Below are 24,481 nucleotides of genomic sequence, written 5' to 3'. Positions count from 1 at the left end.
CGGTCAGGGCAGGAGCGCCACGACTTCGCTCAGGTCGACGGGGCCGACGACGACATCGGCCCGCGCCCGGACGGTGGGCTTCGCGTTGAACGCCACTCCGAGGCCCGCCGCGGCCATCATCCGCAGGTCGTTCGCGCCGTCGCCGATCGCGATGGTCCGGCTCAGGGGCACACCGGCGTCGACCGCCCATTCCCGCAGCGCTTCGGCCTTGGCCTCGGCATCCACGATCCGGCCGTCCACAAGGCCGCTGAGGGCACCGTCGGTGGTCGACAGCCGATTGGCGCGCCACACGTCGACTCCGAGCGAGGGGGCGACGGCGTCGAGGATCTCGTGGAAGCCGCCGGAGACGACGCCGACGGCTCCGCCGCGCGCGTGGACCGCGTCGATGAGCTCGCGGACGCCCGGCGTGGGCTCGACGCGTGCGAGCACCCGCTCGAACGACGAGACCGGAACGCCGGTGAGCTGGGCCACCCGCGACCGCAGGCTCGTCGCGAAATCCACCTCGCCCCGCATGGCCGCTTCGGTCGCCGCGGCGACCTCGGGCCCCCGGCCGGCCTCGTCGGCGATGAGCTCGATGACCTCGTTGCGGATGAGGGTCGAATCGGCGTCGAGGACGACGAGGAAGCGGGCGGCGGGGGCAGGCATCCCTCCACGCTAGCGGCGTAGGATGCCTCGGCCCCAACCCGGGGTCATCGTTCGACGTGGATGCCCTTCCCGACGACCGTGATGCCGCTGTCGGTGACCGTGAAGCCGCGCGCGAGGTCCTTGTCGCGGTCGACGCCGACGGTGGCTCCGTCCGCGAGCACGACGTTCTTGTCGAGGATCGCGCGGTGGATGCGCGCGCCGGCGCCGACGTGGACGTGGTCGAACAGCACCGAGTCGGTGATGGTCGATCCGCCGCCCGCGAGGGTCCATGGCCCGACGACGCTCCGCTCGAGGTGCGTGCCCGACAGCACCGAGCCGAGCGACACGATCGAGTCGATCGCGTTGCCGATGCGACCGACGGAGTCGCGCACGAACTTCGCGGGCGGCGAGTTGACCGCCTGCGAGTGGATCGGCCAGTCCATGTTGTAGAGGTTGAAGATGGGCAGGGTCGAGATGAGGTCGCGGTGCGCGTCGAAGAACGAGTCGATCGTCCCCACATCGCGCCAGTAGTAGCGATCGCGATCGGTCGAGCCCGGCACGTCGTTGCGCTTCATGTCGTAGACGCCGGACTCGCCGCGACCGACGAAGTACGGCACGATGTCGCCGCCCATGTCGTGGTTGCTGGTCGGCAGCTCCCCGTCGGACTCCACGGCCTCGATGAGCGCGTCGGCGTCGAAGATGTAGTTGCCCATCGAAGCGAGGACCTCGCCGGGGGAGTCGGCGAGCCCGGTCGGGTTCTGCGGCTTCTCGAGGAAGTCGTTGATGCGGGTGGGGTCGTCCTTGACGACGTCGATGACGCCGAACTGGTTCGCGAGCGCGATCGGCTGGCGGATGCCCGCGACGGTCGCCCGCGCGCCGGATTCGATGTGCGCCGCGAGCATCTGGCGGAAGTCCATGCGGTAGACGTGGTCGGCGCCGATGACGACGACGATGTCGGGCTGCTCGTCGTTGATGAGGTTGAGGCTCTGCAGGATCGCGTCCGCCGATCCCGAGAACCACCTCTTGCCGAGGCGCTGCTGGGCGGGCACCGAGGTGACGTACGAGTCGAGGAGCGCCGACATCCGCCACGTCTGCGAGATGTGACGGTCGAGGCTGTGCGACTTGTACTGGGTCAGCACCACGATCTGCCGCAGGCCCGAGTTGATGAGGTTCGATATCGCGAAATCGATGAGCCGATACTGCCCTCCGAAGGGCACGGCAGGTTTCGCCCGATCGGCCGTGAGAGGCATCAGGCGCTTGCCCTCGCCGCCGGCGAGGATGATTCCGAAGACCTTCGGCGCTGCAGGCATGGGACCACCCTAGGCCCCCGTCTGCGGCGGTCGGTAGCGGCTATCCGCGGGGCGTCACGTGTACTAGGTTTCGTGCCATGCGCGTCGACATCATCACCAAGGAGTACCCGCCGGAGATCTACGGTGGCGCCGGTGTCCACGTGACCGAGCTGGTCAAGGCGCTCCGTTCGGCGATGGATGTGCGCGTCCGCGCCTTCGGTGCGGAGCGCGACGAAGCGGGCACTGCGTCGTACGTCGTGCCCGCCGAGCTCGCCGCCGCGAACGCGGCCGTGCAGACCCTGGGCACCGACTTGGAGATGGTGGCGGATGTCGCGGGCGCAGACGTCGTGCACAGTCACACCTGGTACGCCAACTTCGCCGGTCACCTCGCCTCGCTGCTGCACGGGATCCCGCACGTCGTGACCGCGCACAGCCTCGAGCCGCTCCGCCCCTGGAAGGCCGAGCAGCTGGGCGGCGGCTACGCCGTGTCGAGCTGGATCGAGAAGACCGCCTACGAGGGCGCCGCGGCGATCGTCGCGGTGAGCGAGGGGATGCGGCAGGACATCCTGCGCAGCTACCCCGCGCTCGATCCGGCCGATGTGCGCGTGATCTACAACGGCATCGACGTCGAGTCGTGGCATCCCGTCGACGACCCCGCCGTCCTCGCGCAGCTGGGGGTGGACGCCTCGAAGCCGTCCGTGGTCTTCGTGGGGCGCATCACGCGCCAGAAGGGCCTGCCTTACTTCCTCCGGGCAGCCGAGCGCCTTCCCGCCGACGTCCAGGTGATCCTGTGCGCCGGCGCGCCCGACACGCCGCAGATCATGGCCGAGGTCGAGGGTCTTGTCCGCGGACTGCAGGAGACCCGCGAGGGTGTGGTCTGGATCGATCGGATGCTGTCGCGCCACGAGCTGTGCACGGTCCTGAGCGCCGCCACGACCTTCGTCTGCCCGTCCGTGTACGAGCCTCTGGGCATCGTGAATCTCGAGGCCATGGCGTGCGGCGCGGCGGTGGTGGGCACGGCGACCGGCGGTATCCCCGAGGTCGTCGTCGACGGGGTCACCGGTCGCCTCGTCCCGATCGAGCAGGTGCAGGACGGCACCGGGACACCGGTCGACCCGGAGCGCTTCGTGGAGGATCTCGCCCGTGTGCTGACGGAGGTCGTGGGCGACCCGGACAGGGCGCGGAAGTACGGAGCCGCCGGCCGGCAGAGGGCGACGGACGACTTCAGCTGGCAGAGCATCGCGGAGCAGACGGCCGCGCTGTACGCGGAGGTGACCGCCGGCGGCCGATAGGCTGGACGACATGCCGCAGGTGCTCGAATTCTCCGACGTCGTCGTCCGCAGGAACGCCAGGGACATCGTCGATCACCTCTACTGGACCGTCAGCGATGATGAGCGCTGGGTCATCCTGGGTCCGAACGGCGCCGGCAAGACGACCGTCCTCCAGCTGGCCGACACGCTGATGCACCCGACGTCCGGGATCGTGTCGATCCTGGGGGAGCGCCTCGGGCGAACGGATGTGTTCGAGCTGCGCCCGCGCATCGGGTTCGCGTCCTCGGCGATGGCACGGCGCGTCCCGCCGGAGGAGTCGGTGCTCAACGTCGTCCTGACGGCGGCGTACTCCGTGCTCGGCCGCTGGCGCGAGGACTACGAGGACATCGACGAGCGCCGGGCGCTGCGCGTCCTCGCCGAGTGGAAGCTCGACCACCTGGCCGACCGCACGTTCGGCACGTTGAGCGACGGCGAGCAGAAGCGCGTCCAGATCGCGCGGGCCGTCATGACCGACCCGGAGCTGCTGCTCCTCGACGAGCCGACGGCGAGCCTCGACCTCGGCGCCCGCGAGGAGCTGCTGACGCTTCTCGGCGGCTACGCGCAGGCGCCCACTACGCCGGCGATGATCATGGTCACCCACCATGTGGAGGAGATCCCCATCGGGTTCACCCATGTCCTGCTGATCGCCGACGGCCGCGCCGTGGCATCCGGTCCGCTGCGCGAGACCCTCACCGCGGAGGCGCTCACAGAGACGTTCGGGGTGCCGATCCAGCTCACCGAAGAAGGCGGGCGCTACGCCGCACGCGCAGCGCACTGACCACTGCGGGCGCCCGATTCCGCGGAGGGGCCCCGAGGCTGGTAGAATCTTCCTTTGGTGCGCTCGCACCGCAGACTTTGACCGCCCTGGCAAAATCCAGGGCACCACATCTCAAAGGACTTCCCATGAAGACTGACATCCACCCCGACTACCAGGCGGTCGTGTTCCGCGACCTCGGCTCGGGCGAGACCTTCCTCACCCGTTCGACGGTGAGCAGCGACAAGACGATCGAGCTCGACGGCGTCGAGTACCCCGTCATCGACGTCGAGATCTCGTCGGCGTCGCACCCGTTCTACACGGGCAAGCAGCGCATCATGGACTCGGCCGGTCGCGTCGAGAAGTTCAACCAGCGCTTCAAGAACTTCGGCGCCAAGTAAGACGCCCTTTGCACGAGAGCCCCGCTTCGGCGGGGCTCTCGTCGTCTCCGGGACCCCGTCGATCAGCGGATCGGCCAGCTGCCGTCGAGGCGCTCTTCGGGCTCGATGCGACCGATCTGGATGAAGTAGTCGGTCAGGCTCGCCGCCTGGGCACGCGCCCATGCGATCTGGCGGGTGTGGAGCTCTTCCACGGTCTGGGGCAGCCACGGCGCGAACCGTTCGGCGAGGGCCTGGGCGACGCGCCCCGCCGCCACGGCGTCGGCCGATGCCTCGTGGGCGCCGTCGAGCCGGACGGCATAGTGCTCGGCCACGACCGACAGCGTGCGCTTGCCGCGCCGCCAGCGGTCGTACGCCTTGTCGACCACCAGCGGGTCGATGACGGGTGACGGAGCGACGATGGGGTCGACGCCGTGACGGAGCGCTTCGTGCTTGAGCAGCGAGAAATCGTAGGGAGCGTTGTACGCCACCACCGGGATGCCGGCATCGAGAAGGGCGCGCACCGATTCGACGACCTCGGCGACGACTGTCGCAGCGGGCCGACCGTGCGATCGCGCGTGCTCCGTGGTGATGCCGTGGACCGCCGTCGCGCCCTCGGGGATGGGCACGCCGGGATCGGCGAGCCAGTCCCGAGCGCTGATGACCGCACCCGAGGCATCGAGCACTCCGACGTGCGCGGTCACCACACGATCGGCCGTGACGTCGACTCCGGTCGTCTCCAGATCGAAGACCCCGACGACCCGCAGCCACTCCGGCGTGTCGAACAGCGAGAGGGTCTCGGGCTGCCGGTGATCCATGCCGCTCACGGTATGCGCCCCGTCCGACAGCGGCGGCGAGGCGCACCGCACGTCCGGCACTCGTAGACTCGAGACGTGACCCCCCCGAACCCCTACGCACCACTCCTCGCCGAGATTCCGGTGGAGCGGCGCGAGGTGGTCGTGCTCGGGGGCACGACGGCGTACTGGGTCTACGGACCGGAGACGGCCGAGACGACGGTCATCGCCGTCCACGGCTTCCGAGGCGAGCATCACGGACTCGAGCCGGTCGTCGCCCACCTTCCCGATGTGAGGGTGATCTCTCCCGACCTGCCGGGATTCGGCGAGACGGCACCGCTGCCCGGCGTCCGCCACGACCTCGACGCATATGCGCGGTGGCTGCGTGAGTTCGCTCCCGCGGTCGCGCCGGGCGCGGTGATCCTCGGACACTCTTTCGGGTCGATCGTGGTCTCGGCCGCCGTCGCGGGAGGACTCGATACCCCGCGCATGATCCTGGTGAACCCGATCGGCGCTCCCGCGCTCGAAGGGCCGCGCGGCCTTCTCACGCGGCTCGCCGTGTTCTACTACTGGGCCGGCGCGCGCCTGCCGCAGGGGCTCGGCGAGGCGCTCCTGCGCAACGGACTGATCGTGCGCGTGATGAGCGAGTCGATGGCCAAGACGAAGGATGCCGACCTCCGTCGGTTCATCCACGACCAGCACGACACGTACTTCTCGAACTTCGCCGACCGCGACGTGCTCCACGACGCGTTCGTCGCGTCGGTGTCGAACGACGTCCGGCAGTTCGCCCCGCGCATCGCCCAGCCGACGCTGCTCGTGGCGGCGGTGCGCGACGACATCACTCCCATCGAGGCGGAGCGCCGCCTGGCGACGCTCTTCCCCTCGGCCGAGCTGGTCGAGATCGACGACGTCGGCCATCTCATCCACTACGAGACGCCGGCGCCCGCCGCCGACGCGATCAGGCGCTTTCTCGTGCCTTCCGCGCCCGGTACGCGATGACGTTCATGCGGTTGCCGCAGTTGCCGGTGTCGCAGTACCGCTTCGAGCCATTCTTCGAGTAGTCGATGTAGACGGAGTCGCAGTCGTCCGCGGCGCAGATGCGGATGCGGTCGTACTCGTCCGAGCGGATGACGTCGACGAACGCCATCGCGGCCTCCACCAGCATGCGCGTCGCGAGCGGCGAGTCGTCCGACGTCGCGTGGATGTGCCAGTCGTACTCGTCGTGGATGACGAGCCGGGGGAGGGCCTCGCCGTCGGCGAGCATGCGGTTGACGAGCGGCACCGCTCCGACGCGGTCCACCTCCCACAGTTCGCGCAGGCGCGCGCGCACCTCCCGGACCGCGGCGACCTCGGCATCGTCGAGGCGGATCTTGCCGGTGTAGGGGTTGGTGACGAGGAAGCGCCCGAGGTCGTCGGGCGTCTGCAGAGTGTCGTCGCCGTCGTACCCGGGCATCGTGTTGACGAGATCGACGACCATCATGAGCGTGCGTTTCGTGTCATGGATGAACACCATGTTGACTCCTGACATCCGCTTCGATACTGTCACCAGTGTAAGCACATTTCGCTCCTGACAGTCGGATGCCGCCCATGACCGTTTCCACCGCGTCCCTTCCGGTGATCGCGCCGATCGCGGCGTCCGCCCGTCTGCGCTCGACGGGGTTGATCATGGCCGTCGCGTCGGCGCTCGCGTTCTCGTCGAGCGGACCGTTCATCAAGCCACTGCTCGAGAGCGGCTGGTCGCTCGGCGCGGCGCTGCTGGTGCGCATGGGTGTCGCGGGGCTGATCCTCTCGCCGGCCGTCGTGCTCGCGATCCGGCGTCAGCCGGGCTTCCTCCGTCGCCACTGGCGACTGATCCTCGGCTTCGGCCTGATGCCCGTGCTCGGCTGCCAGCTCTTCTTCTTCTCGGCCATGCAGAGGATGCCTGTGGCCGTCGCGCTGCTGATCCAGTACCTCGCTCCGATCATGCTCGTCGCCTTCGTCTGGCTGCGCACCCGCAAGGCGCCGTCGGCGCTCGTGCTGGGCGGCTCTGCGGTCGCGGTCCTCGGACTCGTCCTCGTCGTCGACATCTCGGGTGCATCCTTCGACCTCGTCGGCACGCTCCTCGCGCTGGCTGCGGCGGTGTGCGTGTGCGCGTACTTCGTCATCTCCGAGCGCGCCGGCGACGACCTGCCGCCCCTCGCCCTCGCCGCGAGCGGACTGCTGGTCGGGGCGGCGATCATGGCACTGCTCTGCCTGAGCGGCATCATGCCGTTCCAGGCCCCCGCCGTCACGGTCCAGCTCGCCGGCGTCGAGGTGCCGTGGTTCGTCCCGCTCCTGTGGGTCGCCGGCATCGCGACGACCCTCGGCTACGCGCTGGGCGTCATGGCCGTGCCGCGCATCGGGTCGAGGGTCGCATCGTTCGTCGGGCTGTCCGAGGTGCTGTTCGCCCTCGGATTCGCGTGGGTGTTCCTGGCCGAGGTGCCTGCGCCGATCCAGTTCGTCGGCGGAGCGCTCATCCTCGCGGGCGTCGTGCTGGTCAAGATCGACGACCTCAGGTCGGCGCCGGCATCGGCGCGCGCGACAGCCGCGGCATCCGTTCCGCTCCCGTAGCCCCGCCGGGTCAGGAGTCGCGGCGCGCCAGCTCCATCAGCGGCATGACGCGGTGGGGGATGACCTCGCCCATGACCAGCGATGTCTCGGTGCGCTCGACGCCCTCGATCGCGAGGATGCGGGCGTCGGTGTCGAACAGGTGCTGGGTGTCGCGGCACGCGACGCGGACGAGCAGGTCGACCTGCCCGGAGAGCCCGTGCGCCTGCACGATCTCGGGGACGCGGGAGAGGTCGGCGGTGATGCGCGGCAGATCGGCCTGGCGGACGATCACGCTGATGAACGCCTCGATCGGGTACCCGAGCGACGAGGAGGAGATCGCCCGCTCGTACGACAGGAACACCCCGGACCGTTCGAGTCTGGCCATGCGCGCCTGCACCGTGTTGCGGGACAGCCCGAGCCGCTCCGCGAGGGCGACGACCGTCGCGCGGGGGTCTGTCGAAAGGGCGGCCAGAAGCTCCAGGTCGACGTGATCGAGGGCACTCATAGTGCGAAACGTTAGCACGGTTTGAGGAGGGGTTAGTTGTCAACATGCTCAAGCGGATCGCAGAAGCTTGAGCGAGGTGCGATGCCGACGTAGTCTCAGGCATGTCGGCGAAGCTGCCGGCGAGCCACGACGCCTCTCCTCACGAGGGAGGGTTGCACCGAGGAGTGATGACGATGACGCACACCCTGACCCCTACCGCCGAACCCGCGACCGACACCGAAGACGTCGCGCGGCTCCTGACCCCCGACGGACAGCGGATCTCCGATCCCGACCTCGAGCGGTGGGTGACCGACGTCGACTCGTCGGTCCTGCAGAGCCTGTACCGCGACATGGTGCTGGTGCGCCGGGTCGACACCGAAGGCGTCGCCCTGCAGCGCCAGGGACAGCTCGGTCTGTGGGCCCCCTGCCAGGGCCAGGAGGGCGTGCAGGTCGGCACGGCCCGCGCCTTCCGCGCCGACGACTTCGTCTTCCCGAGCTACCGCGAGATCGGGGTCAACCTGGTCCGCGGCGCCAAGCCGGCGGACTTCGTGCTCGCCTGGCGCGGCGAGGAGCACTCGACCTACAACCCGTACGACATCAACACCGCGACGCCCCAGATCATCATCGGTGCGCAGGCGCTGCACGCCGTAGGCTACGCGATGGGCATCCAGCGGGACGGCACCGATCAGGCATCCGCCGCATACTTCGGCGACGGCGCCACCAGCCAGGGCGACGTCAACGAGGCCATGATCTTCGCCTCGTCGTTCCGTTCGCCCGTGGTGTTCGTGTGCACGAACAACCAGTGGGCGATCTCCGAGCCCGTGACCGTCCAGGCCAAGTTCCCGATCGCCGGACGCGCGCCGGGGTTCGGCATCCCGAGCATGCGCGTCGACGGGAACGACGTCCTCGCGTGCCTCGCGGCGATGCGCTGGGCGCTCGACAACGCACGCAACGGCATCGGTCCCGCTTTCATCGAGGCCGTCACCTACCGCATGGGACCCCACACGACCTCCGACGATCCGACCCGCTACCGCGACAAGGAGGAGGTCGAGCTCTGGAAGGGCCGCGACCCGATCGCTCGCGTCGAGGCGCTGCTGCGTGCCGAAGGCGCGTTCAGCGACGAGTTCGCCGCCCAGGTCGCCGCCGACGCCGATGCGCTCGGAGCTGAGGTGCGCGCCGCCGCCCTGGGGGCGACGAGCCGTGAGCCGATCGGCGTGCTCGATCACGTCTACGCCGAGCCCCACTCGGGCCTCGAGGAGCAGCGTGCCTGGTTCGGCGCCTACCTCGACGGCTTCGGCACCGACTCCGAGGAGGCGGCACGATGACGCAGCTCACGATGGCGAAGGCCATCAACGAAGGTCTCCGCCGCGCCATGGCCGACGACCCGAAGGTGCTCGTCATGGGCGAGGACATCGGCAAGCTCGGCGGAGTGTTCCGCATCACCGACGGTCTGCTCGACCAGTTCGGCGCCCAGCGCGTGGTCGACACCCCGCTCGCCGAGGCCGGCATCATGGGCACCGCGGTCGGACTCGCCTTCCGCGGGTACCGTCCCGTCGTCGAGATCCAGTTCGATGGCTTCGTGTACCCCGCATTCGACCAGATCGTGTGCCAGGTCGCGAAGCTCCACTACCGCACGCGCGGCAACGTCACCATGCCGATCACGATCCGCATCCCGTGGGCCGGCGGTGTCGGTGCCGCGGAGCACCACTCGGAGTCGCCCGAGGCATACTTCGTGCACACTTCCGGGCTGCGCGTGATCGCCGTGTCGAACCCGCAGGACGCCTATGTCATGCTCCGCCAGGCGATCGCATCGAACGACCCCGTCGTGTTCTTCGAGCCGAAGCGGCTGTACCACACCAAGGGCGAGGTCGACCTCGACGTCGACCTGGCCGACGCCCCGCCGATGGGCTTGGCGCGCGTCGCGCGCGAGGGCAGCGACGTCACGCTGCTCACGTACGGCTCGCAGGTGATGACGGCGCTGGATGCCGCGACCGCCGCCGAGGACGACGGCGTGTCGATCGAGGTCATCGACCTGCGCTCGATCTCGCCGGTCGACTACCGCACCGTCACCGCGTCGGTCCGAAAGACCGGTCGTGTCGTCGTCACGCACGAGGCCGCGCGCGAGGCCGGCGTCGGCGCCGAGCTGATCGCGAGCGTCACCGAGCGCTGCTTCAACTACCTCGAGGCAGCCCCGCAGCGGGTCACCGGGCACGACATCCCCTACCCGCCGGCCAAGCTCGAGAAGCACCACCTGCCCGACCTCGACCGGATCCTCGATGCGGTCGACCGGGTGATGGACCGGCCGAACTCGCTGACGGGGGTCGAGCTGTGAGTGTGAAGGACTTCATGCTGCCCGACCTGGGCGAGGGTCTTCCCGAAGCCGAGCTCGTGCAGTGGATGGTCGCCGAGGGCGACACCGTGACGCTGAACCAGACGATCGCCGAGGTCGAGACGGCCAAGGCCGTGGTCGAGCTGCCGTCGCCCTACGCGGGCACGGTCACCGCCCTGCACGCGGGCGCAGGCGACGTGGTCATGGTCGGCTCGGTGCTGATCTCGTTCGACATCGGCGGCGATGACGCTCCGGCGCCCGCTCCGGCGGCGGAGTCGGCGGAGGAGTCGGCCAAGGCCGAGCCGAACCTCGTCGGATACGGCGCCGCGCCGCGCGGCAGCGCTCGGCCGCAGCGCCGATCGCGCGCCGCGGCCGGAGCGCACGTGTCGTCGTCATCCGACACCGCGGTGCTCGAGGCCGCGCCGCACGATGCCATCCATCTCGCCGAACCCGATCGGCCGCTGGAGCGCCCGCGCTCGACGCCCCCGGTGCGACTGCACGCGAAGCAGCTCGGCGTCGATCTCGCGCTCGTCGAGGCGACCGGAGCGAGCGGGCTCATCACGCGTTCCGACGTCGACGCCTACGCGACGCGGGTCGGGGCATCCCTGACCGCTGCGGTGCCGACTGCTCAGCCGGAGCCCATCTCGGATCTCCGCCAGCCGTCGACCCCGGGGGAGCGCACGACGCGCACGCCGATCCGCGGGGTCCGCAAGCACACTGCGGACGCGATGGTGCGCAGCGCCTTCACCGCGCCTCACGTGACCACGTTCCTCACCGTCGACGTCACGGCGACGACGGAGCTCATCGCATCTCTCAAGGCCGACCGTTCGCTCCAGGAGCACAAGATCGGCGTCATGGCCGTCGCCGCGAAGGCCGTGTGCCTCGCTCTGGCGCGGCACCCTGGCCTGAACTCGCGCTGGGATGACGCCGCGGGCGAGATCGTGGAGCACCACTACGTCAATCTCGGGATCGCGGCGGCGACCGGGCGCGGCCTCGTCGTGCCGAACATCCGCGACGCGCAGGATCTCACGCTCGTCGAGCTCGCCGACGCCATCCGCGGCCTCGCCGAGACGGCGCGCGCGGGCAAGACCTCGCCCGCCGAGATGATGGGCGGTACGTTCTCGATCACGAACGTCGGCGTCTTCGGCGTCGATGCCGGCACGCCGATCCTCAACCCGGGCGAAGCGGGCATCCTCGCTGTCGGCGCCGTGCGCCGGCAGCCGTGGGAGCACCGCGGCGAGATCGCGCTGCGCGATGTCATGACGCTCGCTCTGTCGTTCGACCACCGCCTGGTCGACGGCGAACAGGGGTCGCGGTTCCTCGTCGACGTCGCGGACGTGCTGCGCGAGCCCGGGCGCGCGATGCTGCTGCGCTGACCCGCACACGATCCACGGTCGAAGGCCGGGCGGAGCATCCGTCCGGCCTTCGCCGTCCTCAGACGCACCCGAGTCAGTCGCGCTTGGGATAGAACAGCCCGAGCCCGTGCTTCTGGAGGGCGGCGTACGCCTGCGCGTACGTGATGGGCTCGGGATGCCCCGGTTCGGCATAGCGCGCGAGGAGCAGCCCGAGCATTCCGCGTCCGGGCGGACTCAGTGGCTTGTCCTTGTGCTCGCCCTGCTCGAGGTCGCCGAGCGAGTCCTCGTGCGGATTGGGCGGCACGTACATCGGGTGCACCACCGGCCAGGTCGACGGGTCGCGGGGCGTGTCGAGGTTGACGACGGCGAAGAGGTCATTGGCCTCGGCATCGCGTCGCGTCAACGGGCGGAGCCCGTGAAGGCGGGTCAGCGTCGCCACCACGGCAGCGTGGTGGTACTCGTCGTGCACGATCGTTCCGGCGCGGGTGTACGCCGAGACGGCGATCGTCGGCACGCGCAGCCCCAGGCGGTCGAAGCCGAACCCCATCTCGCCGGGCGCGTCGTCGGCGATCGGGGGCGTCGCGGCAGGCGGGGCGACGTGGTCGTATGTGCCGCCGTGCTCGTCGAAGGTGATGAGCAGCAGCGTGTTGAGCGCGTTCGACCCGTCGGGCGATGCGCTGTCCTTCACGGCGTTGTAGATGTCGGCGATGAGCTTCTCGCCGGCACGGACGTCGGAGACCGCGGAGTCGAGGACGAGCTCGCCGTCGACGTCGCTCGCACGGTAGATGCCGACCGGCGGGTGGAAGTCGTTGTGGTTGTACACGAGCCGCGGCTCGATGAACGCGTACGCGGGAAGCGTCCCGGCCCTCGCCTCGTCGTAGAACTCGGACATGTGTCCGAAGCGCCCGGTGCGCCAGAACCGCTCGAGCGCAGGGGCGTGGAGGATGCCGGTGAGGGAGACGAGCTGGATCTCGTCGAAGTAGACCTTCCAGGAGATGCCCGCCTCCTCGAGGCGGTTGAAGATCGTCGGCGCAGCCTCGGCGTCGAGCCACTTGATGTACCCGCCGTCGTGGCGGTTGGTGACGAACCCATGCGAGGTCGACGCGTGGAAGAACGAGCGGTTGCAGTACGTCTGCGAGGGCACGGCTGCGAACCATGCGTCGAAGACCGCGAATCCCTTGGCCAGTGTCGAGAGCACCGGGAGCTGCTCGGGGGAGAAGCCGCCCATGATGTGGCCGACCTCGTCGAGCGTCGGCTTCCCGCCCCGGCGCTCGCGGACGAAGCTGTTCCAGTAGTCGCGGACGAAGCCCTCGTTCGTCGGCTTCGTCCTCGGGGGCGGAGCGTTGAAGGGCGGGGACATGTCGCCGATCCCGACCGTGGCGTTCGACGGCGGGTCCACCCTCCCGAAGAGCTGGGTGTTGACGTGGGGGAACTCCTCACCCGGGTCGGGGTTGGGACGGCCCATCACCTCGTCGGTCGGTCCGCTGTACGTGTGGGCGGCGATCCGGTCGCCGGACGGCGCGATGTTCGCGTAGTCGCCGAAGGCGAGACCGTCGAACGTCTCGCCTTCGGGCACGGTGTCGGGGGTGTAGAGCCAGCCCAGCAGGTTGTCGAAGGACCGGTTCTCTCCCATCACCACGACCACGTGGTCGAACCCCGGTTCGGATCGTGCCGGGAGGGCGGCGAAGTCGACCGAACCCTCGCGGAGGCCGGCTTCGTGGCCCATCGACGCCCCCGCGGCTGCGCCGACGCCTCCGCCGACGACGAGACCGGCCGCGGCGATGCCGCCGAACTTCAGGAAGTCGCGCCGCGAGCTCGCCTCGTCGGAGGCCGTCTCATCGGCACGACGACCGCGGGGCGCGTCGGAGCCGTCAGCGCAAGCCGCCCCGTCTTCGTCGCTGTCCCGGCCGGATCCCGGCATGGTCCGACCAGATTAGGGCACTCGGGACGCGATCAGTCGGTCAGCGCCGCCAACGCCATCGATTCGAGGATGCCGCGCACCGTTCCGTCCGTCGGATGGGTGCGGAGTGCCCGGACGCTGTGGGGCGTGGAGTTGATGAGTCCGAAGCACGCGTGCGCGCGCACCCGCAGCTCGCCGTCGGGGCGGCCGGGGTGGAGCGCGGACAGGATTCCGATCCAGACCTCGACGTACTCGCGCTGCAGGCGCCGGACGGCGTGCCTGTCCTCGTCGGCGAGGCTCGCGAGATCGCGGTCCTGCACGCGGATGACGTCGGCATCGGTGAGGGCGAAGTCCACGTGAAAGGCGATGATCGCCTCGAGCTGCGCCAACGGCGTGCCGCCGTCGGCCACCACGCGCTGTCCGCCGGCGAGGAGCCGCTCGCTCACGCCGACGAGGATCGCGCCGAGGAGCGCCTGCTTGTTCGCGAAGTGGCGATACAGGGCCGGGCCGCTGACGCCGACCGCCGCACCGAGGTCTTCGAGGCTCACACCGCTGAAGCCGCGGTCGGCGAACAGACGCGCGGCCTCGTGCAGGATCGCCGCCTGGCGGTCGGCCTTGGCGCGATCGCGCTCGGTGACACCGCTTGTCATCTCAGTTAATCCTCGCTAACCTGGACTCCAGTTAGTGAACACTAACCAATTCGGTCCCGCCGACTCAACAGGCGTGACCCGATCGTGACGTGACCCGACAGGGCCGCGCCGAGACGCCGCACGTGAGCGCCGCGTCCGAACAGCATCGACGGAGATGACATGGGTACGCTGACGACCGCGGCCGTGCACGACGACGCCTTCGCGCGGACGCGAGAGGCGCAGGCACAGCTCGCCGCCGGCCTTCGGGAGCGACTCGCCACGGTCGCGCTCGGCGGGCCCGAGGCATCCCGCACCCGTCACGTCGCGCGCGGCAAGCTGCTGCCGCGCGACCGTGTCACCCGGCTCCTCGACGAGGGGAGCCCGTTCATCGAGGTCGCGCCCCTCGCCGCCGAAGGGCTCTACGGCGGGGATGCCCCGGCAGCGGGCGTCATCGCGGGCATCGGGCTCGTGCACGGCCGGCAGGTGATGGTGGTGTGCAACGATGCGACGGTCAAGGGCGGCACGTACTATCCGCTCACCGTGAAGAAGCATCTCCGCGCCCAGGAGATCGCGTTCGAGAACCGGCTGCCGTGCGTCTACCTCGTCGACTCCGGCGGCGCGTTCCTTCCGATGCAGGACGAGGTCTTCCCCGACCGCGACCACTTCGGCCGCATCTTCTTCAACCAGGCGCGGCTGTCGGCCGCCGCCATCCCGCAGATCGCGGCCGTGCTCGGCTCGTGCACCGCGGGCGGAGCGTACGTGCCCGCCATGAGCGACGAGACCGTGATCGTGCGCAATCAGGGCACGATCTTCCTCGGCGGACCGCCCCTCGTGAAGGCCGCGATCGGCGAGGTCGTGACCGCCGAGGAGCTCGGTGGGGGAGAGCTCCACGCGAGGCGCTCGGGGGTCGTCGACCACCTCGCCGAGGATGACGAGCACGCGCTCGAGATCGTGCGAGACATCGTCGCCACGCTGCCGCTGCCCGCAGCACCCGCCTGGGACGTGGTGGCGAGCATCCCACCCGCCGTCGACCCGTCCGATCTGTACGGCGTGGTCCCCGTCGACGTGAACCAGCCGTACGACGTGCGCGAGGTCATCGCCCGGCTCGTGGACGGCAGCGAGTTCCACGAGTTTAAGCGCGAGTACGGCGAGACATTGGTCACCGGCTTCGCCCGCCTCCACGGTCACCCGGTCGGCATCGTCGCGAACAACGGCGTGCTGTTCGGCGAGTCGGCGCAGAAGGGCGCGCACTTCATCGAGCTGTGCGATCAGCGCGGCACGCCGCTGCTGTTCCTGCAGAACATCTCCGGGTTCATGGTCGGACGCGACGCCGAGGCCGGGGGGATCGCGAAGGACGGGGCCAAGATGGTCACCGCCGTGGCGACGACTCGGGTGCCGAAGCTCACGGTCGTGATCGGCGGTTCGTTCGGCGCGGGCAACTACTCGATGTGCGGCCGGGCCTACTCGCCCCGGTTCCTCTGGACATGGCCGGCGAGTCGCATCTCGGTCATGGGCGGCCCTCAGGCGGCATCCGTCCTCTCCACCGTCAAGCGCGACCAGATGGAAGCCCGCGGCGAGGACTGGTCCGAGAGCGCGCAGGCCGAGTTCGAGGCCCCGATCCGCGCGCAGTACGAGGAGCAGGGGAGCCCCTACTACGCCACCGCCCGGCTCTGGGACGACGGCGTCGTCGACCCGCTCGACACCCGTGACCTCCTGGGACTCGCGCTCGACGTCGTCTCCCGCACGCCCCTGCCCGAACCGCGCTTCGGCGTCTTCCGGATGTGATCCCCGTGACCGACCTCCCACCCCCGCCCTTCTCGACGGTCCTCGTCGCCAATCGCGGCGAGATCGCCCGTCGCGTCATCCGCACGCTGCGGCGGCTCGGCATCCGCTCCGTCGCCGTCTACAGCGATGCCGACGCCGACGCGCCCCACGTGCGCGAGGCCGACGTCGCCGTCCGCATCGGACCGGCCGCGGCATCCGCCTCCTACCTCTCCATCGACGCGGTGATCGCCGCCGCCCGCGAGACGGAGGCGGACGCGATCCACCCCGGGTACGGCTTCCTGTCGGAGAACGTCGCGTTCGCCCGCGCCTGTGCCGACGCGGACATCGTGTTCATCGGCCCGGGGGAGCGTGCGCTCGAGGTCATGGGCGACAAGATCCGCTCGAAGGAGCACGTCGTCGCCCACGGCGTCCCGACCGTCCCGGGGTTCAGCGCAGCCGGGATGACGGACGCCCGCGTCGCCGAGGCGGCCGCAGCGACCGGCTACCCGCTCCTCGTGAAGCCGTCCGCCGGCGGCGGGGGCAAGGGGATGCAGGTCGTCCGCTCGGCGACCGAGCTGCCCGAGGCGCTCGCGACGGCGCGGCGCGTCGCCGCGGCCGCGTTCGGCGACGACACGCTGCTGCTCGAGCGTCTCATCGAGCGCCCCCGCCACATCGAGGTGCAGGTGCTCGCTGACGTCCACGGGAGCGTCGTCCACCTCGGCGAGCGCGAGTGCACGCTCCAGCGCCGGCATCAGAAGGTCATCGAGGAAGCGCCGTCGCCGGTGGTGGATGCCGCGACCCGCGCGCGCCTCGGCGCCGCCGCGTGCGCCGCGGCGGCCAGCGTCGACTACCGCGGGGCAGGAACCGTCGAGTTCCTCGTCGCCGGCGACCGCCCCGACGAGTTCTTCTTCATCGAGATGAACACGCGTCTGCAGGTGGAGCATCCCGTCACGGAGCTCGTGACCGGCGTCGATCTCGTCGAGCAGCAGCTGCTCGTCGCCGCCGGGCGGCCGCTCGCCCTCACGCAGGACGACATCCGCCTGGACGGGCACGCGATCGAGGCGCGCGTGTACGCCGAGAGCCCGGAGCGCGGCTTCCTCCCCGCGACGGGCGCCGTGCTCGCCTGGCGGCCCGCCGACGACGTGCGGACGGATGCCGCGGTGGAATCCGGCAGTGTCGTCTCGGCCGACTACGACCCGATGATCGCGAAGGTGATCGCGCACGGCGCCGACCGCGACGAGGCGATCGAGCGGCTCGACGCCGCTCTCGCCGACACCGTGCTGCTCGGCCTCGACACGAACATCGGCTTCCTGCGCGAGCTCCTCGCCGACGAGGGCGTGCGAGCGGGCGCGATGGACACAGGGCTCATCGATCGGATGCCGCCGTACACGTCGCCCGAGCCAGGGCAGGCGGCGCTCGGCGCCCTTGCCTTCGCCGGCGAGCTGGCCCGGGTCAGAGCCCGCCCGCCCGCCCGCTCCGCCGCCGGAGGGATGTGGCTCGCCGGTTCGGGCTGGCGTGCGAGCGCCGCGCCGGTCGGCCGCTCGGTCGCGGTCGAGTCCGAGAACGGCGCGATCGTCGTCGTCGCCGCTCCCGACCTCCCCGCTGCGCCGCTCATCACCATGGAGTCGCGACCGCGCGAATCCGCCGAGCCCGGCGGCGACGCTCCCACCCGCGGAGGGCGATGGGGCTCGCGCCCGGCCGGACGCGCGCTTGCCCGCGGGGTCATGGTCGCGACCGATGGCGACGGCTGGACCTGGGTCCACGCCGAAGGCGCCACCCATCGCCTTCGTCCCCTCACGCGTCGGCAGGCGATGGAGAAGCGCCTCGCCGCGCGCGAGCGCGACACCGCTGCGACGGACCCTGAGCTGCGTGCGCCGATGCCGGGCGCCGTCGTCGCTCTCCACGTCTCCGACGGCGCGACGGTGGCAGCGGGCGACCGCATCGTCACGATCGAGGCGATGAAGATGGAGCACCCGGTGGTCGCCCCGCACGCAGGCGTCGTCCGCCTCGATGTCGCCGCGGGGAACCAGGTGCGCCGCGATCAGGTGCTCGCCCACGTCGCCGCCCCGGCAGAACCCGCCCACGAGGCATCCGAAACCCCCTCCTGAGAACCCGAGGAAGCCATGGACCACTTCAACCTGACAGACGACGAGCGCGAGCTCGCCCGCATGGTGCGCGACTTCGCCGACGAGGTCGTCGCCCCGCAGGCCTACGAGGCCGACCGCACCAAGACGCTGCCGATGGACGTCGTCGCCCAGATGGGCGACCTCGGCCTCTTCGGCCTGCCGTTCCCCGAGGAGTACGGCGGCCAGGGCGGCGACTACTTCGCACTGTGCCTCGCGATCGAGGCGCTCGGCCGCGTCGACCAGTCCCTCGCCATCACGCTCGAGGCAGGCGTGAGCCTCGGCGCGATGCCGGTGTTCCGCTTCGGCACCGAGGAGCAGAAGCAGGCGCTGCTTCCCGACCTGCTCGCGGGGAAGGCGCTGGCCGGCTTCGGTCTCACCGAGCCCGAGGCGGGCTCCGACGCCGGAGCGACGCGCACCACGGCGAAGCTCGACGGCGGGGAGTGGGTGATCAACGGCTCGAAGCAGTTCATCACCAACTCGGGCACCGACATCACGCGCTTCGTCACCGTCACCGCGGTCACGGGGGAGCGGGACGGCCGCAAGGAGATCTCGACGATCATCGTGCCCTCGGGTACACCCGGCTTCACGGTCGAACCCGGGTACGACAAGGTCGGCTGGCACGCCTCCGACACGCACCCGCTGACGTTCCAGGACGCGCGCGTCCCCGAGGCGAACCTGCTCGGCGAGCGCGGCCGCGGCTTCGCGAACTTCCTCCACATCCTCGACGAGGGCCGCATCGCGATCGCGGCTCTCTCGACCGGTGCCGCGGAGGGATGCCTGGAGGCCGCCGTCGACTACGCCAAGAAGCGCATCGTGTTCGGAGACGCCCTCTCCACACGCCAGGGCATCCAGTTCCTTCTCGCGCGCATGCAGCTCCGCGTGCACAACGCCCGCTTGGCGTGGCACCACGCCGCGCGCCTGCGCGACGCCGGCAAGCCGTTCAAGACCGAGGCCGCGATCGCGAAGCTCACGGCGAGCGATGCCGCGATGGACAACGCCCGCGACGCCACCCAGGTGTTCGGCGGCAACGGGTTCATGAACGAGTACCCCGTCGCCCGCCACTACCGCGACTCCAAGATCCTCGAGATCGGCGAGGGCACCACCGAGGTGCAGCTGCTCGTCATCGCCCGGGCGCTCGGAGTAGCGTGACGGGTGTGGACGGCACGGACGAGGCGCGCGAGATCGTTCAGCGCGGGCTGTACTTCGACGAGCTCGAGGTCGGCGCCCGCTACGCCCATCGACCGGGTCGCACCGCGACCGAGGCCGACAACGTTCTCTTCTCGTCATTGACGATGAACACCCAGGCGCTCCACCTCGACGCCGCCTTCGCCGGGGGTCAGCCGTTCGGGCAGCGGCTGATGAACTCGATGTGGACGCTCTCGACGATGGTCGGGGCATCCGTCTCGCAGATCACCCAGAGCACCCTCGTGGCGCAGCTGGGTCTCAGCGACATCGCGTTCCCCGCTCCGCTGTTCCACGGCGACACGTTGTACACCGACACAGAGGTCGTCGACAAGCGCCTGTCGTCGTCGCGGCCCGGTCAGGGGATCGTGACGCTCCGGCACACCGGGCGCAACCAGCACGGCGACGTCGTCGCGACCGCCACTCGGGTCGCGCTCATGTGGTGCGCGCCCGCCGAGCCGGCTCCGGATGCTTCGTCCCCGGCCGAAGGAGAGTCATGACGTCCTCGCACGGACGCTTCGCCCTGGGCCCCGCGATCCTGTTCTGCCCCGCCGATCGTCCGGAGCGCTTCGCGAAGGCGCTCGAACGCTCGGACGCGGTGATCCTCGATCTGGAGGACGCCGTCGCCCCGCCCGCGAAGGCGGCCGCGCGGGGTGCGCTGATCGAGTCCGAGCTCGATCCCGACCGCGTGATCGTGCGCGTGAACCCTCCCGAGACCGACGACTTCGCGTCGGACCTCGCGACCCTCTCGCAGACCGACTACCGGCGGATCATGGTGGCGAAGGCGGAGTCGCCCAAGCGCCTGCGCAAGATCGATCAGCGCTTCGACATCGTCGCGCTGTGCGAGACGGCGAAAGGCGTCGCGCAGGCCGATCGCATCGCCGCGCTCGACAATGTCAGCGCGCTGATGTGGGGGGCCGAGGATCTCGTCGCGAGCATCGGGGGCACGTCGAGCCGCACGCCGAACGGTCGCTACCGTGACATCGCCCGCTACGCCCGCGCCCGCGTGCTGCTCGCAGCAGGAGCGAGAGGCAAGGCCGCGATCGACGCCGTGCACCTCGACATCGACGACACGCAGCGCCTGGCCATCGAGGCCGCGGATGCTGCGGCATCCGGATTCGCGGCGACGGCGTGCATCCACCCGAGCCAGGTCGCGATCATCCGCGACGCCTACCGGCCGAGCGCCGAGTCCCTCGCGTGGGCGAACGGCGTCCTGGCCGCCGCCGAGGGCGAGCGGGGCGTGTTCACGTTCGACGGGCGCATGGTCGACGAGCCGGTGCTCCGGCATGCCCGGGCGGTGCTGCGACGAGCGGAGCGATGACCGGCGGGTCGGACGAGCTCGCCGAGCGGGGTCAGTCGTTCGCCGCCACCCGCTGAGCGGCGATCTCGCGTGCGACCCGCCCGATCAGGTCGTACGGCACATCCCGGGTGTGGGGGAAGACGACGGAGTCCTTCTCCGCACGGTACGGGGCGATCTCGGATTCGAGCGGCTCGGGGAGGGCCGGAACGGGGTAGAGGCCGATGTGCTTCTTCCACCCGGCGAGGTGCAGCGCGTACCGTCCGCCGAGCATGACGGCGGCGATGCCGTACCGGACCTTCTCCTCGGGCCGGGCGCCCGATGCGGTCGCCACGGCGTCGACGATCTCGCCCCGGACCCTGTTCAGTCGCTGCGCGACCTCGGGCGGGAATCCCGCGATGTACTCGTCGACGGTGGTGGGACTCGGCATGAGGCAGAGCCTAGGCGACGGCCCCCGCGTACGACAGCAGACGCAGGCGATCCCGCTCGTAGAGCATCTCGTGCGCGGACCCGTTCGCCAGGCGCTCGCCCTCTGGTGGCAGCTCGCCGCCCGACGCGTGTCGGATGAGCTCGCGGATGAGTCCGCCGTGCGTGACGACGACGAGGGATGCCGCCGCCGGCGCCGTCGCGCGACGATGATCGCGTACGGCGCGGCCGAGGGCGGCGAGCGCGCGCTGCCGCAGGACGGGCCACGGCTCGGCGCCGGGAACCTCGGCGTTGCCCCAGCCGCCGAAGCGCTGGAACATCTCGTCGGCGTCGAGTCCCTCCGCCTCTCCGTACGCGCGCTCACGCAGCCCGGGATAGATCCGCGGCGAGGCGGCCCCGAGCACGTCGGCGATGATCTCCGCCGTCTCACGGGCCCGTGACAGGTCGCTCGCGACGACGGTGATCGGAGCCGCGGCATCCCGCGCCTCGCGCAGCGCGGTGCCGGCGGCTCGAGCCTGGTCCCGGCCCGTGTCGTTGAGGGGGATGTCCGTCGAGCCCTGGATGCGTCGCGCGAGGTTCCAGTCGGTCTCGCCGTGGCGGATGAGCGTCAGCGTGGTCACCCCCCGAGCCTACGGGGACGGCGCTGTCAGGCCGCTGTGGACAGGGCGTCGGCGAGGGCGCGGAGGACCTCGCTCGTGCCGGCATCGATCTTCACCGTCGCGCGCGCATCCGCGCGCGTCTCGCCGCGATTGACGATGACGACCGGGAGGCGTCGCCGGCGGGCCCGCTCGAGGAGCCGGATGCCGGAGTTGACGACCAATGACGAGCCGGCGATCACGAGCCCTTCGCTGGTCTGCACCAGCTGCTCGGCCTCGCGGAACTTCTCGGCGGGGATGAACTCGCCGAAGAAGACGACGTCGGGCTTCAGCATCCCTCCGCAGACGGTGCACTCGGGTATCACGAACCCGTCGGTGCTCTCGGGGAGCACATCGCCGTCGGGGCCGAGCGGGACGTTCTCGGGTGCGACGATCCACGGATTGTCGGACTCGACCCGGTGCGCGAGGTCGCGCCGGTCGAACACCTGCCCGCAGTGGGTGCAGAACACCCGGCGCATCGTGCCGTGCAGCTCGACGACGCGCCGGCTTCCGGCGCGCACATGGAGGCCGTCGACGTTCTGCGTGACGACACCCGTCGCGATGCCGTGCTGCTCGAGATCGGCGAGGGCCCGGTGGCCGGCGTTCGGCTCGGCCGCGGCGAACGCCCGCCAGCCCAGATGACTGCCCACCCAGTATCGGCGGCGGGCCGCATCGCTCGCCAGGAACTGCTCGACGGTCATCGGAGTGCGCACGGGGGCGCCCTTGCCGCGGTAGTCGGGAATGCCGGAGTCCGTCGACACACCCGCGCCGGTCAGCACCGCGATGCGGCGGCCGGCGAGCGCCGAGGCGGCTCTCGACACGGCTTCGATCGCTCCGGCGTCGAGTTCGGTCACGGTGGTCACACGATCACACCCCTTCGGGGGAGAGTGTAGGCCGCGCGGTTTACCGGGATGTTACGGGCCGTGCGAGAGTGGACGCGTGGCGATCGAACGGATCACGTCGGCGGACGACACGCGGCTGGCCGACTACCGCGATCTGACCGATGTCGCGCTCCGCCGCATCCTCGAACCGGCGGGCGGGCTGTACATCGCCGAATCGTCGAAGGTCATCGGCCGGGCCATCGCGGCCGGCCACACGCCGCGATCGATCCTCGTGCAGGAGAAGTGGCTGCCCGACCTCGAGCCCGTCCTCGCCTCGCACCCCGCGACGCCGGTCTACGTCGTCGACGCGTCGATCGCCGAGCGGCTCACCGGGTACGCCGTGCACCGGGGCGCCCTCGCGGCGATGCACCGCCCCTCGCCGCGACCGGTGGGGGAGGTGATCGCGGATGCCCGGCTCGTCGTCGTCCTCGAAGACCTGGTCGACCACACCAACGTCGGGGCGATCTTCCGCGCCGCTGCGGGGCTCGGCGCGGACGCCGTGCTCGTCAGCGCGCGGTGCGCCGACCCCCTCTACCGGAGGAGCGTGCGCGTGAGCATGGGCACCGTGTTCCAGGTGCCGTGGACGCGGCTGCCGACGTGGACGGAGGCCCGCGGCATCCTCCACGACGCCGGATTCCACCTCGCGGCGCTCGCGCTGTCGGACGACGCCGTCGCACTCGACGCGTTCCGCGAGGCCGTGCCGGGACGCGTCGCGCTGATGCTCGGCGCGGAGGGTGACGGGCTCAGTCGCGCCGCCCTGGCCGCAGCAGACACGGTCGTGACGATCCCGATGGCAGGCGGCGTGGACTCGCTCAACGTCGCCGCGGCCTCCGCGGTGGCGCTGTGGGAGCTGCGGGTGCGCTGATCCCTCGGCGGCTCAGGCCGGGCTGCCCGGCTTCACGGCCGGATCGCTGCCCGGTGCGATCGTGATCACGGGGAGCGGGTCGGGTCGCTTCGCGGTGATGTCGTCGCCGGACGACTGGTGGCGCAGGCGCCGGAGCACCCACGGCACGAGGAACTCGCGCGCCCACACGAGATCGACCGTTCGCGCCTCGCGCCACGTGCGTCGGGGGAAAGGGTCGGGCTGCATCGGCTGGAGATCGTTGGGCACGTTGAGGGCGCGGAGGACCATGCGCGCGATCTCATGGTGGCCGAGCCGGTTGTAGTGAAGGCGGTCGTCGTCGAAGAAGCGCATGTCCTGCACCTCCTTGAGCGCCCACTGGTCGGCGACGATGCAGTCGTGGCGATCGGCGATCGCCCGGATGTTCTCGTTGTAGATCGCCACCTTGCCGCGGATGCCGCGGAACACGGGCGTGAAGTTGGTGTCGATCCCGGTGAACACGACGACGGTCGCGCCGTCGCTCCCGAGGCGCACGACCGCGTCTTCGAACAGCTGCGCCACCGCGTCCGGGTCGGAGCCGGGGCGGATCACGTCGTTGCCGCCCGCGGAGAACGTCACGAGGTCGGGCTTGAGCGCCAGTGCGGGCTCGACCTGCTCGTCGACGATCTGCCCGATCAGCCGGCCGCGGATCGCGAGGTTGGCGTACGCGAAGTCGTCGACCTGCGTCGAGAGCACCTCGGCGACCCGGTCGGCCCACCCGCGGTGGCCCCCGGGCGTCGACGGGTCGGGGTCGCCGATTCCCTCGGTGAACGAGTCGCCGACGGCGACGTACCGGCGCCAGGGGTGCGGGTGCGCGTTGGGAATGTACGGAGTGCGGTTGTCGTCGCTCGGTGTCATGATTCCTCGGTTCGTGGCC

The 24,481-nt window shown here is 70.6% G+C and carries 25 protein-coding genes; 14 read left to right on the top strand and 11 right to left on the bottom strand.

The genetic code is table 11. From position 1 onward, the window contains the following. Positions 1-3: 3 nt before the first annotated feature. Together serB and EER34_RS12530 are read right to left on the bottom strand one after the other, a co-directional pair. On the bottom strand, positions 4-645 hold the full coding sequence (serB, locus tag EER34_RS12535) for a phosphoserine phosphatase SerB (RefSeq protein WP_127475287.1): 642 nt from the start codon (positions 643-645) through the stop codon (positions 4-6). Positions 646-689: 44 nt separating this feature from the next. Then, positions 690-1,934 carry a glucose-1-phosphate adenylyltransferase gene (locus tag EER34_RS12530; protein ID WP_127475286.1) on the bottom strand — a complete coding sequence of 415 codons (1,245 nt, stop codon included), beginning with the start codon at positions 1,932-1,934 and terminating at the stop codon, positions 690-692. Positions 1,935-2,011: 77 nt separating this feature from the next. On the opposite strand from EER34_RS12530, the gene glgA reads away from it, so the two are divergent. The 3 genes from glgA to EER34_RS12515 all read left to right on the top strand — a co-directional run bounded on the left by glgA (position 2,012) and on the right by EER34_RS12515 (position 4,378). Continuing rightward, complete coding sequence (gene glgA, locus EER34_RS12525; protein WP_127475284.1) at positions 2,012-3,205, top strand: glycogen synthase; 1,194 nt, start codon at positions 2,012-2,014, stop codon at positions 3,203-3,205. Positions 3,206-3,215: 10 nt separating this feature from the next. Further along, positions 3,216-4,001: an ABC transporter ATP-binding protein gene (locus EER34_RS12520; protein WP_127475283.1), complete on the top strand. Its 786-nt coding sequence runs from the start codon at positions 3,216-3,218 to the stop codon at positions 3,999-4,001. Between the two features lie 125 nt (positions 4,002-4,126). Beyond that, positions 4,127-4,378 carry a type B 50S ribosomal protein L31 gene (locus EER34_RS12515; protein ID WP_127475281.1) on the top strand — a complete coding sequence of 84 codons (252 nt, stop codon included), beginning with the start codon at positions 4,127-4,129 and terminating at the stop codon, positions 4,376-4,378. Positions 4,379-4,440: 62 nt separating this feature from the next. Here the strand turns inward: EER34_RS12515 and EER34_RS12510 are convergent, their stop codons facing one another. Continuing rightward, positions 4,441-5,172, bottom strand: coding sequence for a 3'-5' exonuclease (locus tag EER34_RS12510; protein WP_127475279.1), 732 nt, complete (start codon positions 5,170-5,172; stop codon positions 4,441-4,443). 75 nt (positions 5,173-5,247) lie between these two features. Here EER34_RS12510 and EER34_RS12505 point away from each other — a divergent pair, with 75 nt between their 5' ends. Beyond that, the gene (locus tag EER34_RS12505; protein ID WP_127475278.1) at positions 5,248-6,147 is read left to right on the top strand and encodes an alpha/beta fold hydrolase; all 900 of its coding nucleotides are present in this window, start codon (positions 5,248-5,250) and stop codon (positions 6,145-6,147) included. Here the strand turns inward: EER34_RS12505 and EER34_RS12500 are convergent. Further along, positions 6,107-6,661, bottom strand: coding sequence for a CGNR zinc finger domain-containing protein (locus EER34_RS12500; RefSeq protein WP_127475276.1), 555 nt, complete (start codon positions 6,659-6,661; stop codon positions 6,107-6,109). The genes EER34_RS12505 and EER34_RS12500 overlap by 41 nt on opposite strands. 74 nt (positions 6,662-6,735) lie before the next feature. Between EER34_RS12500 and EER34_RS12495 the strand changes: the two genes are divergently transcribed. After that, entirely contained in the window at positions 6,736-7,737 is a 1,002-nt protein-coding gene (locus EER34_RS12495) for an EamA family transporter (protein WP_127475275.1), read from the top strand. 10 nt (positions 7,738-7,747) lie between these two features. Here EER34_RS12495 and EER34_RS12490 read toward each other — a convergent pair whose 3' ends face one another. Continuing rightward, the gene (locus tag EER34_RS12490; RefSeq protein WP_127475273.1) at positions 7,748-8,221 is read right to left on the bottom strand and encodes an Lrp/AsnC family transcriptional regulator; all 474 of its coding nucleotides are present in this window, start codon (positions 8,219-8,221) and stop codon (positions 7,748-7,750) included. A 167-nt stretch (positions 8,222-8,388) separates the two neighbouring features. On the opposite strand from EER34_RS12490, the gene pdhA reads away from it, so the two are divergent. From pdhA to EER34_RS12475, 3 genes are read left to right on the top strand one after another with little or no spacing between them, the layout of a single operon-like run. Continuing rightward, positions 8,389-9,525 carry a pyruvate dehydrogenase (acetyl-transferring) E1 component subunit alpha gene (gene pdhA, locus EER34_RS12485; protein ID WP_127475271.1) on the top strand — a complete coding sequence of 379 codons (1,137 nt, stop codon included), beginning with the start codon at positions 8,389-8,391 and terminating at the stop codon, positions 9,523-9,525. Then, entirely contained in the window at positions 9,522-10,532 is a 1,011-nt protein-coding gene (locus EER34_RS12480; protein WP_127475269.1) for an alpha-ketoacid dehydrogenase subunit beta, read from the top strand. The genes pdhA and EER34_RS12480 overlap by 4 nt, the downstream gene beginning before the upstream one ends. Before the next feature lie 14 nt (positions 10,533-10,546). Beyond that, positions 10,547-11,905 (top strand): dihydrolipoamide acetyltransferase family protein, encoded by a 1,359-nt coding sequence (locus EER34_RS12475; RefSeq protein ID WP_127475662.1) that lies wholly within the window; start codon positions 10,547-10,549, stop codon positions 11,903-11,905. Between the two features lie 73 nt (positions 11,906-11,978). Here the strand turns inward: EER34_RS12475 and EER34_RS12470 are convergent, their stop codons facing one another. Together EER34_RS12470 and EER34_RS12465 are read right to left on the bottom strand one after the other, a co-directional pair. Beyond that, positions 11,979-13,805, bottom strand: a complete 1,827-nt coding sequence (locus EER34_RS12470) for an alkaline phosphatase family protein (RefSeq protein WP_127475267.1) — start codon at positions 13,803-13,805, stop codon at positions 11,979-11,981. Between the two features lie 32 nt (positions 13,806-13,837). Next, complete coding sequence (locus tag EER34_RS12465) at positions 13,838-14,434, bottom strand: SACE_7040 family transcriptional regulator (RefSeq protein WP_127475265.1); 597 nt, start codon at positions 14,432-14,434, stop codon at positions 13,838-13,840. Between the two features lie 159 nt (positions 14,435-14,593). On the opposite strand from EER34_RS12465, the gene EER34_RS12460 reads away from it, so the two are divergent. Genes EER34_RS12460 through EER34_RS12440 form a run of 5 tightly spaced genes read left to right on the top strand, consistent with a single transcriptional unit; the run spans position 14,594 to position 20,806 of the window. Next, entirely contained in the window at positions 14,594-16,198 is a 1,605-nt protein-coding gene (locus EER34_RS12460; RefSeq protein WP_127475263.1) for a carboxyl transferase domain-containing protein, read from the top strand. Continuing rightward, positions 16,195-18,285 (top strand): ATP-binding protein, encoded by a 2,091-nt coding sequence (locus EER34_RS12455; RefSeq protein ID WP_127475261.1) that lies wholly within the window; start codon positions 16,195-16,197, stop codon positions 18,283-18,285. The genes EER34_RS12460 and EER34_RS12455 overlap by 4 nt, the downstream gene beginning before the upstream one ends. Before the next feature lie 15 nt (positions 18,286-18,300). Then, complete coding sequence (locus tag EER34_RS12450) at positions 18,301-19,452, top strand: acyl-CoA dehydrogenase family protein (protein ID WP_127475259.1); 1,152 nt, start codon at positions 18,301-18,303, stop codon at positions 19,450-19,452. After that, complete coding sequence (locus EER34_RS12445; RefSeq protein WP_205791584.1) at positions 19,449-19,985, top strand: MaoC family dehydratase; 537 nt, start codon at positions 19,449-19,451, stop codon at positions 19,983-19,985. Before EER34_RS12450 ends, EER34_RS12445 begins: the two co-directional genes overlap by 4 nt. Beyond that, positions 19,982-20,806 carry an HpcH/HpaI aldolase/citrate lyase family protein gene (locus EER34_RS12440; protein ID WP_127475255.1) on the top strand — a complete coding sequence of 275 codons (825 nt, stop codon included), beginning with the start codon at positions 19,982-19,984 and terminating at the stop codon, positions 20,804-20,806. Before EER34_RS12445 ends, EER34_RS12440 begins: the two co-directional genes overlap by 4 nt. A gap of 31 nt (positions 20,807-20,837) precedes the next feature. Here EER34_RS12440 and EER34_RS12435 read toward each other — a convergent pair whose 3' ends face one another. Genes EER34_RS12435 through EER34_RS12425 form a run of 3 tightly spaced genes read right to left on the bottom strand, consistent with a single transcriptional unit; the run spans position 20,838 to position 22,706 of the window. Further along, positions 20,838-21,212 (bottom strand): iron chaperone, encoded by a 375-nt coding sequence (locus EER34_RS12435; protein WP_127475253.1) that lies wholly within the window; start codon positions 21,210-21,212, stop codon positions 20,838-20,840. A 10-nt stretch (positions 21,213-21,222) separates the two neighbouring features. Further along, the gene (locus EER34_RS12430) at positions 21,223-21,828 is read right to left on the bottom strand and encodes a histidine phosphatase family protein (protein WP_127475252.1); all 606 of its coding nucleotides are present in this window, start codon (positions 21,826-21,828) and stop codon (positions 21,223-21,225) included. Between the two features lie 26 nt (positions 21,829-21,854). Then, entirely contained in the window at positions 21,855-22,706 is an 852-nt protein-coding gene (locus EER34_RS12425) for a Sir2 family NAD-dependent protein deacetylase (RefSeq protein ID WP_127475250.1), read from the bottom strand. A 76-nt stretch (positions 22,707-22,782) separates the two neighbouring features. Between EER34_RS12425 and EER34_RS12420 the strand changes: the two genes are divergently transcribed. Next, positions 22,783-23,589 carry a TrmH family RNA methyltransferase gene (locus tag EER34_RS12420; protein ID WP_127475249.1) on the top strand — a complete coding sequence of 269 codons (807 nt, stop codon included), beginning with the start codon at positions 22,783-22,785 and terminating at the stop codon, positions 23,587-23,589. A 12-nt stretch (positions 23,590-23,601) separates the two neighbouring features. Here the strand turns inward: EER34_RS12420 and EER34_RS12415 are convergent, their stop codons facing one another. After that, positions 23,602-24,462 (bottom strand): SGNH/GDSL hydrolase family protein, encoded by an 861-nt coding sequence (locus EER34_RS12415; protein ID WP_127475247.1) that lies wholly within the window; start codon positions 24,460-24,462, stop codon positions 23,602-23,604. Positions 24,463-24,481: the final 19 nt, after the last annotated feature.

The sequence above is a fragment of the Microbacterium sulfonylureivorans genome (assembly GCF_003999995.1).
GTDB classification, from domain to species: Bacteria; Actinomycetota; Actinomycetes; order Actinomycetales; family Microbacteriaceae; genus Microbacterium; species Microbacterium sulfonylureivorans.
The sequence above is the reverse complement of the archived record's forward strand: the minus strand, read 5'-3'. Positions and strand labels throughout refer to the sequence as shown.

Excerpts from the sequence above, each read along its gene's own strand:
- EER34_RS12500 (WP_127475276.1), bottom strand. The coding sequence starts at position 6,661 with ATGGTGTTCATCCATGACACGAAACGCACGCTCATGATGGTCGTCGAT.
- EER34_RS12440 (WP_127475255.1), top strand. The coding sequence starts at position 19,982 with ATGACGTCCTCGCACGGACGCTTCGCCCTGGGCCCCGCGATCCTGTTC.
- pdhA (WP_127475271.1), top strand. The coding sequence starts at position 8,389 with ATGACGATGACGCACACCCTGACCCCTACCGCCGAACCCGCGACCGAC.
- glgA (WP_127475284.1), top strand. The coding sequence starts at position 2,012 with ATGCGCGTCGACATCATCACCAAGGAGTACCCGCCGGAGATCTACGGT.
- EER34_RS12435 (WP_127475253.1), bottom strand. The coding sequence starts at position 21,212 with ATGCCGAGTCCCACCACCGTCGACGAGTACATCGCGGGATTCCCGCCC.
- EER34_RS12520 (WP_127475283.1), top strand. The coding sequence starts at position 3,216 with ATGCCGCAGGTGCTCGAATTCTCCGACGTCGTCGTCCGCAGGAACGCC.
- EER34_RS12475 (WP_127475662.1), top strand. The coding sequence starts at position 10,547 with ATGCTGCCCGACCTGGGCGAGGGTCTTCCCGAAGCCGAGCTCGTGCAG.
- EER34_RS12460 (WP_127475263.1), top strand. The coding sequence starts at position 14,594 with ATGGGTACGCTGACGACCGCGGCCGTGCACGACGACGCCTTCGCGCGG.
- EER34_RS12510 (WP_127475279.1), bottom strand. The coding sequence starts at position 5,172 with ATGGATCACCGGCAGCCCGAGACCCTCTCGCTGTTCGACACGCCGGAG.
- EER34_RS12450 (WP_127475259.1), top strand. The coding sequence starts at position 18,301 with ATGGACCACTTCAACCTGACAGACGACGAGCGCGAGCTCGCCCGCATG.
- EER34_RS12490 (WP_127475273.1), bottom strand. The coding sequence starts at position 8,221 with ATGAGTGCCCTCGATCACGTCGACCTGGAGCTTCTGGCCGCCCTTTCG.
- EER34_RS12515 (WP_127475281.1), top strand. The coding sequence starts at position 4,127 with ATGAAGACTGACATCCACCCCGACTACCAGGCGGTCGTGTTCCGCGAC.
- serB (WP_127475287.1), bottom strand. The coding sequence starts at position 645 with ATGCCTGCCCCCGCCGCCCGCTTCCTCGTCGTCCTCGACGCCGATTCG.
- EER34_RS12530 (WP_127475286.1), bottom strand. The coding sequence starts at position 1,934 with ATGCCTGCAGCGCCGAAGGTCTTCGGAATCATCCTCGCCGGCGGCGAG.
- EER34_RS12465 (WP_127475265.1), bottom strand. The coding sequence starts at position 14,434 with ATGACAAGCGGTGTCACCGAGCGCGATCGCGCCAAGGCCGACCGCCAG.
- EER34_RS12480 (WP_127475269.1), top strand. The coding sequence starts at position 9,522 with ATGACGCAGCTCACGATGGCGAAGGCCATCAACGAAGGTCTCCGCCGC.
- EER34_RS12470 (WP_127475267.1), bottom strand. The coding sequence starts at position 13,805 with ATGCCGGGATCCGGCCGGGACAGCGACGAAGACGGGGCGGCTTGCGCT.
- EER34_RS12415 (WP_127475247.1), bottom strand. The coding sequence starts at position 24,462 with ATGACACCGAGCGACGACAACCGCACTCCGTACATTCCCAACGCGCAC.
- EER34_RS12495 (WP_127475275.1), top strand. The coding sequence starts at position 6,736 with ATGACCGTTTCCACCGCGTCCCTTCCGGTGATCGCGCCGATCGCGGCG.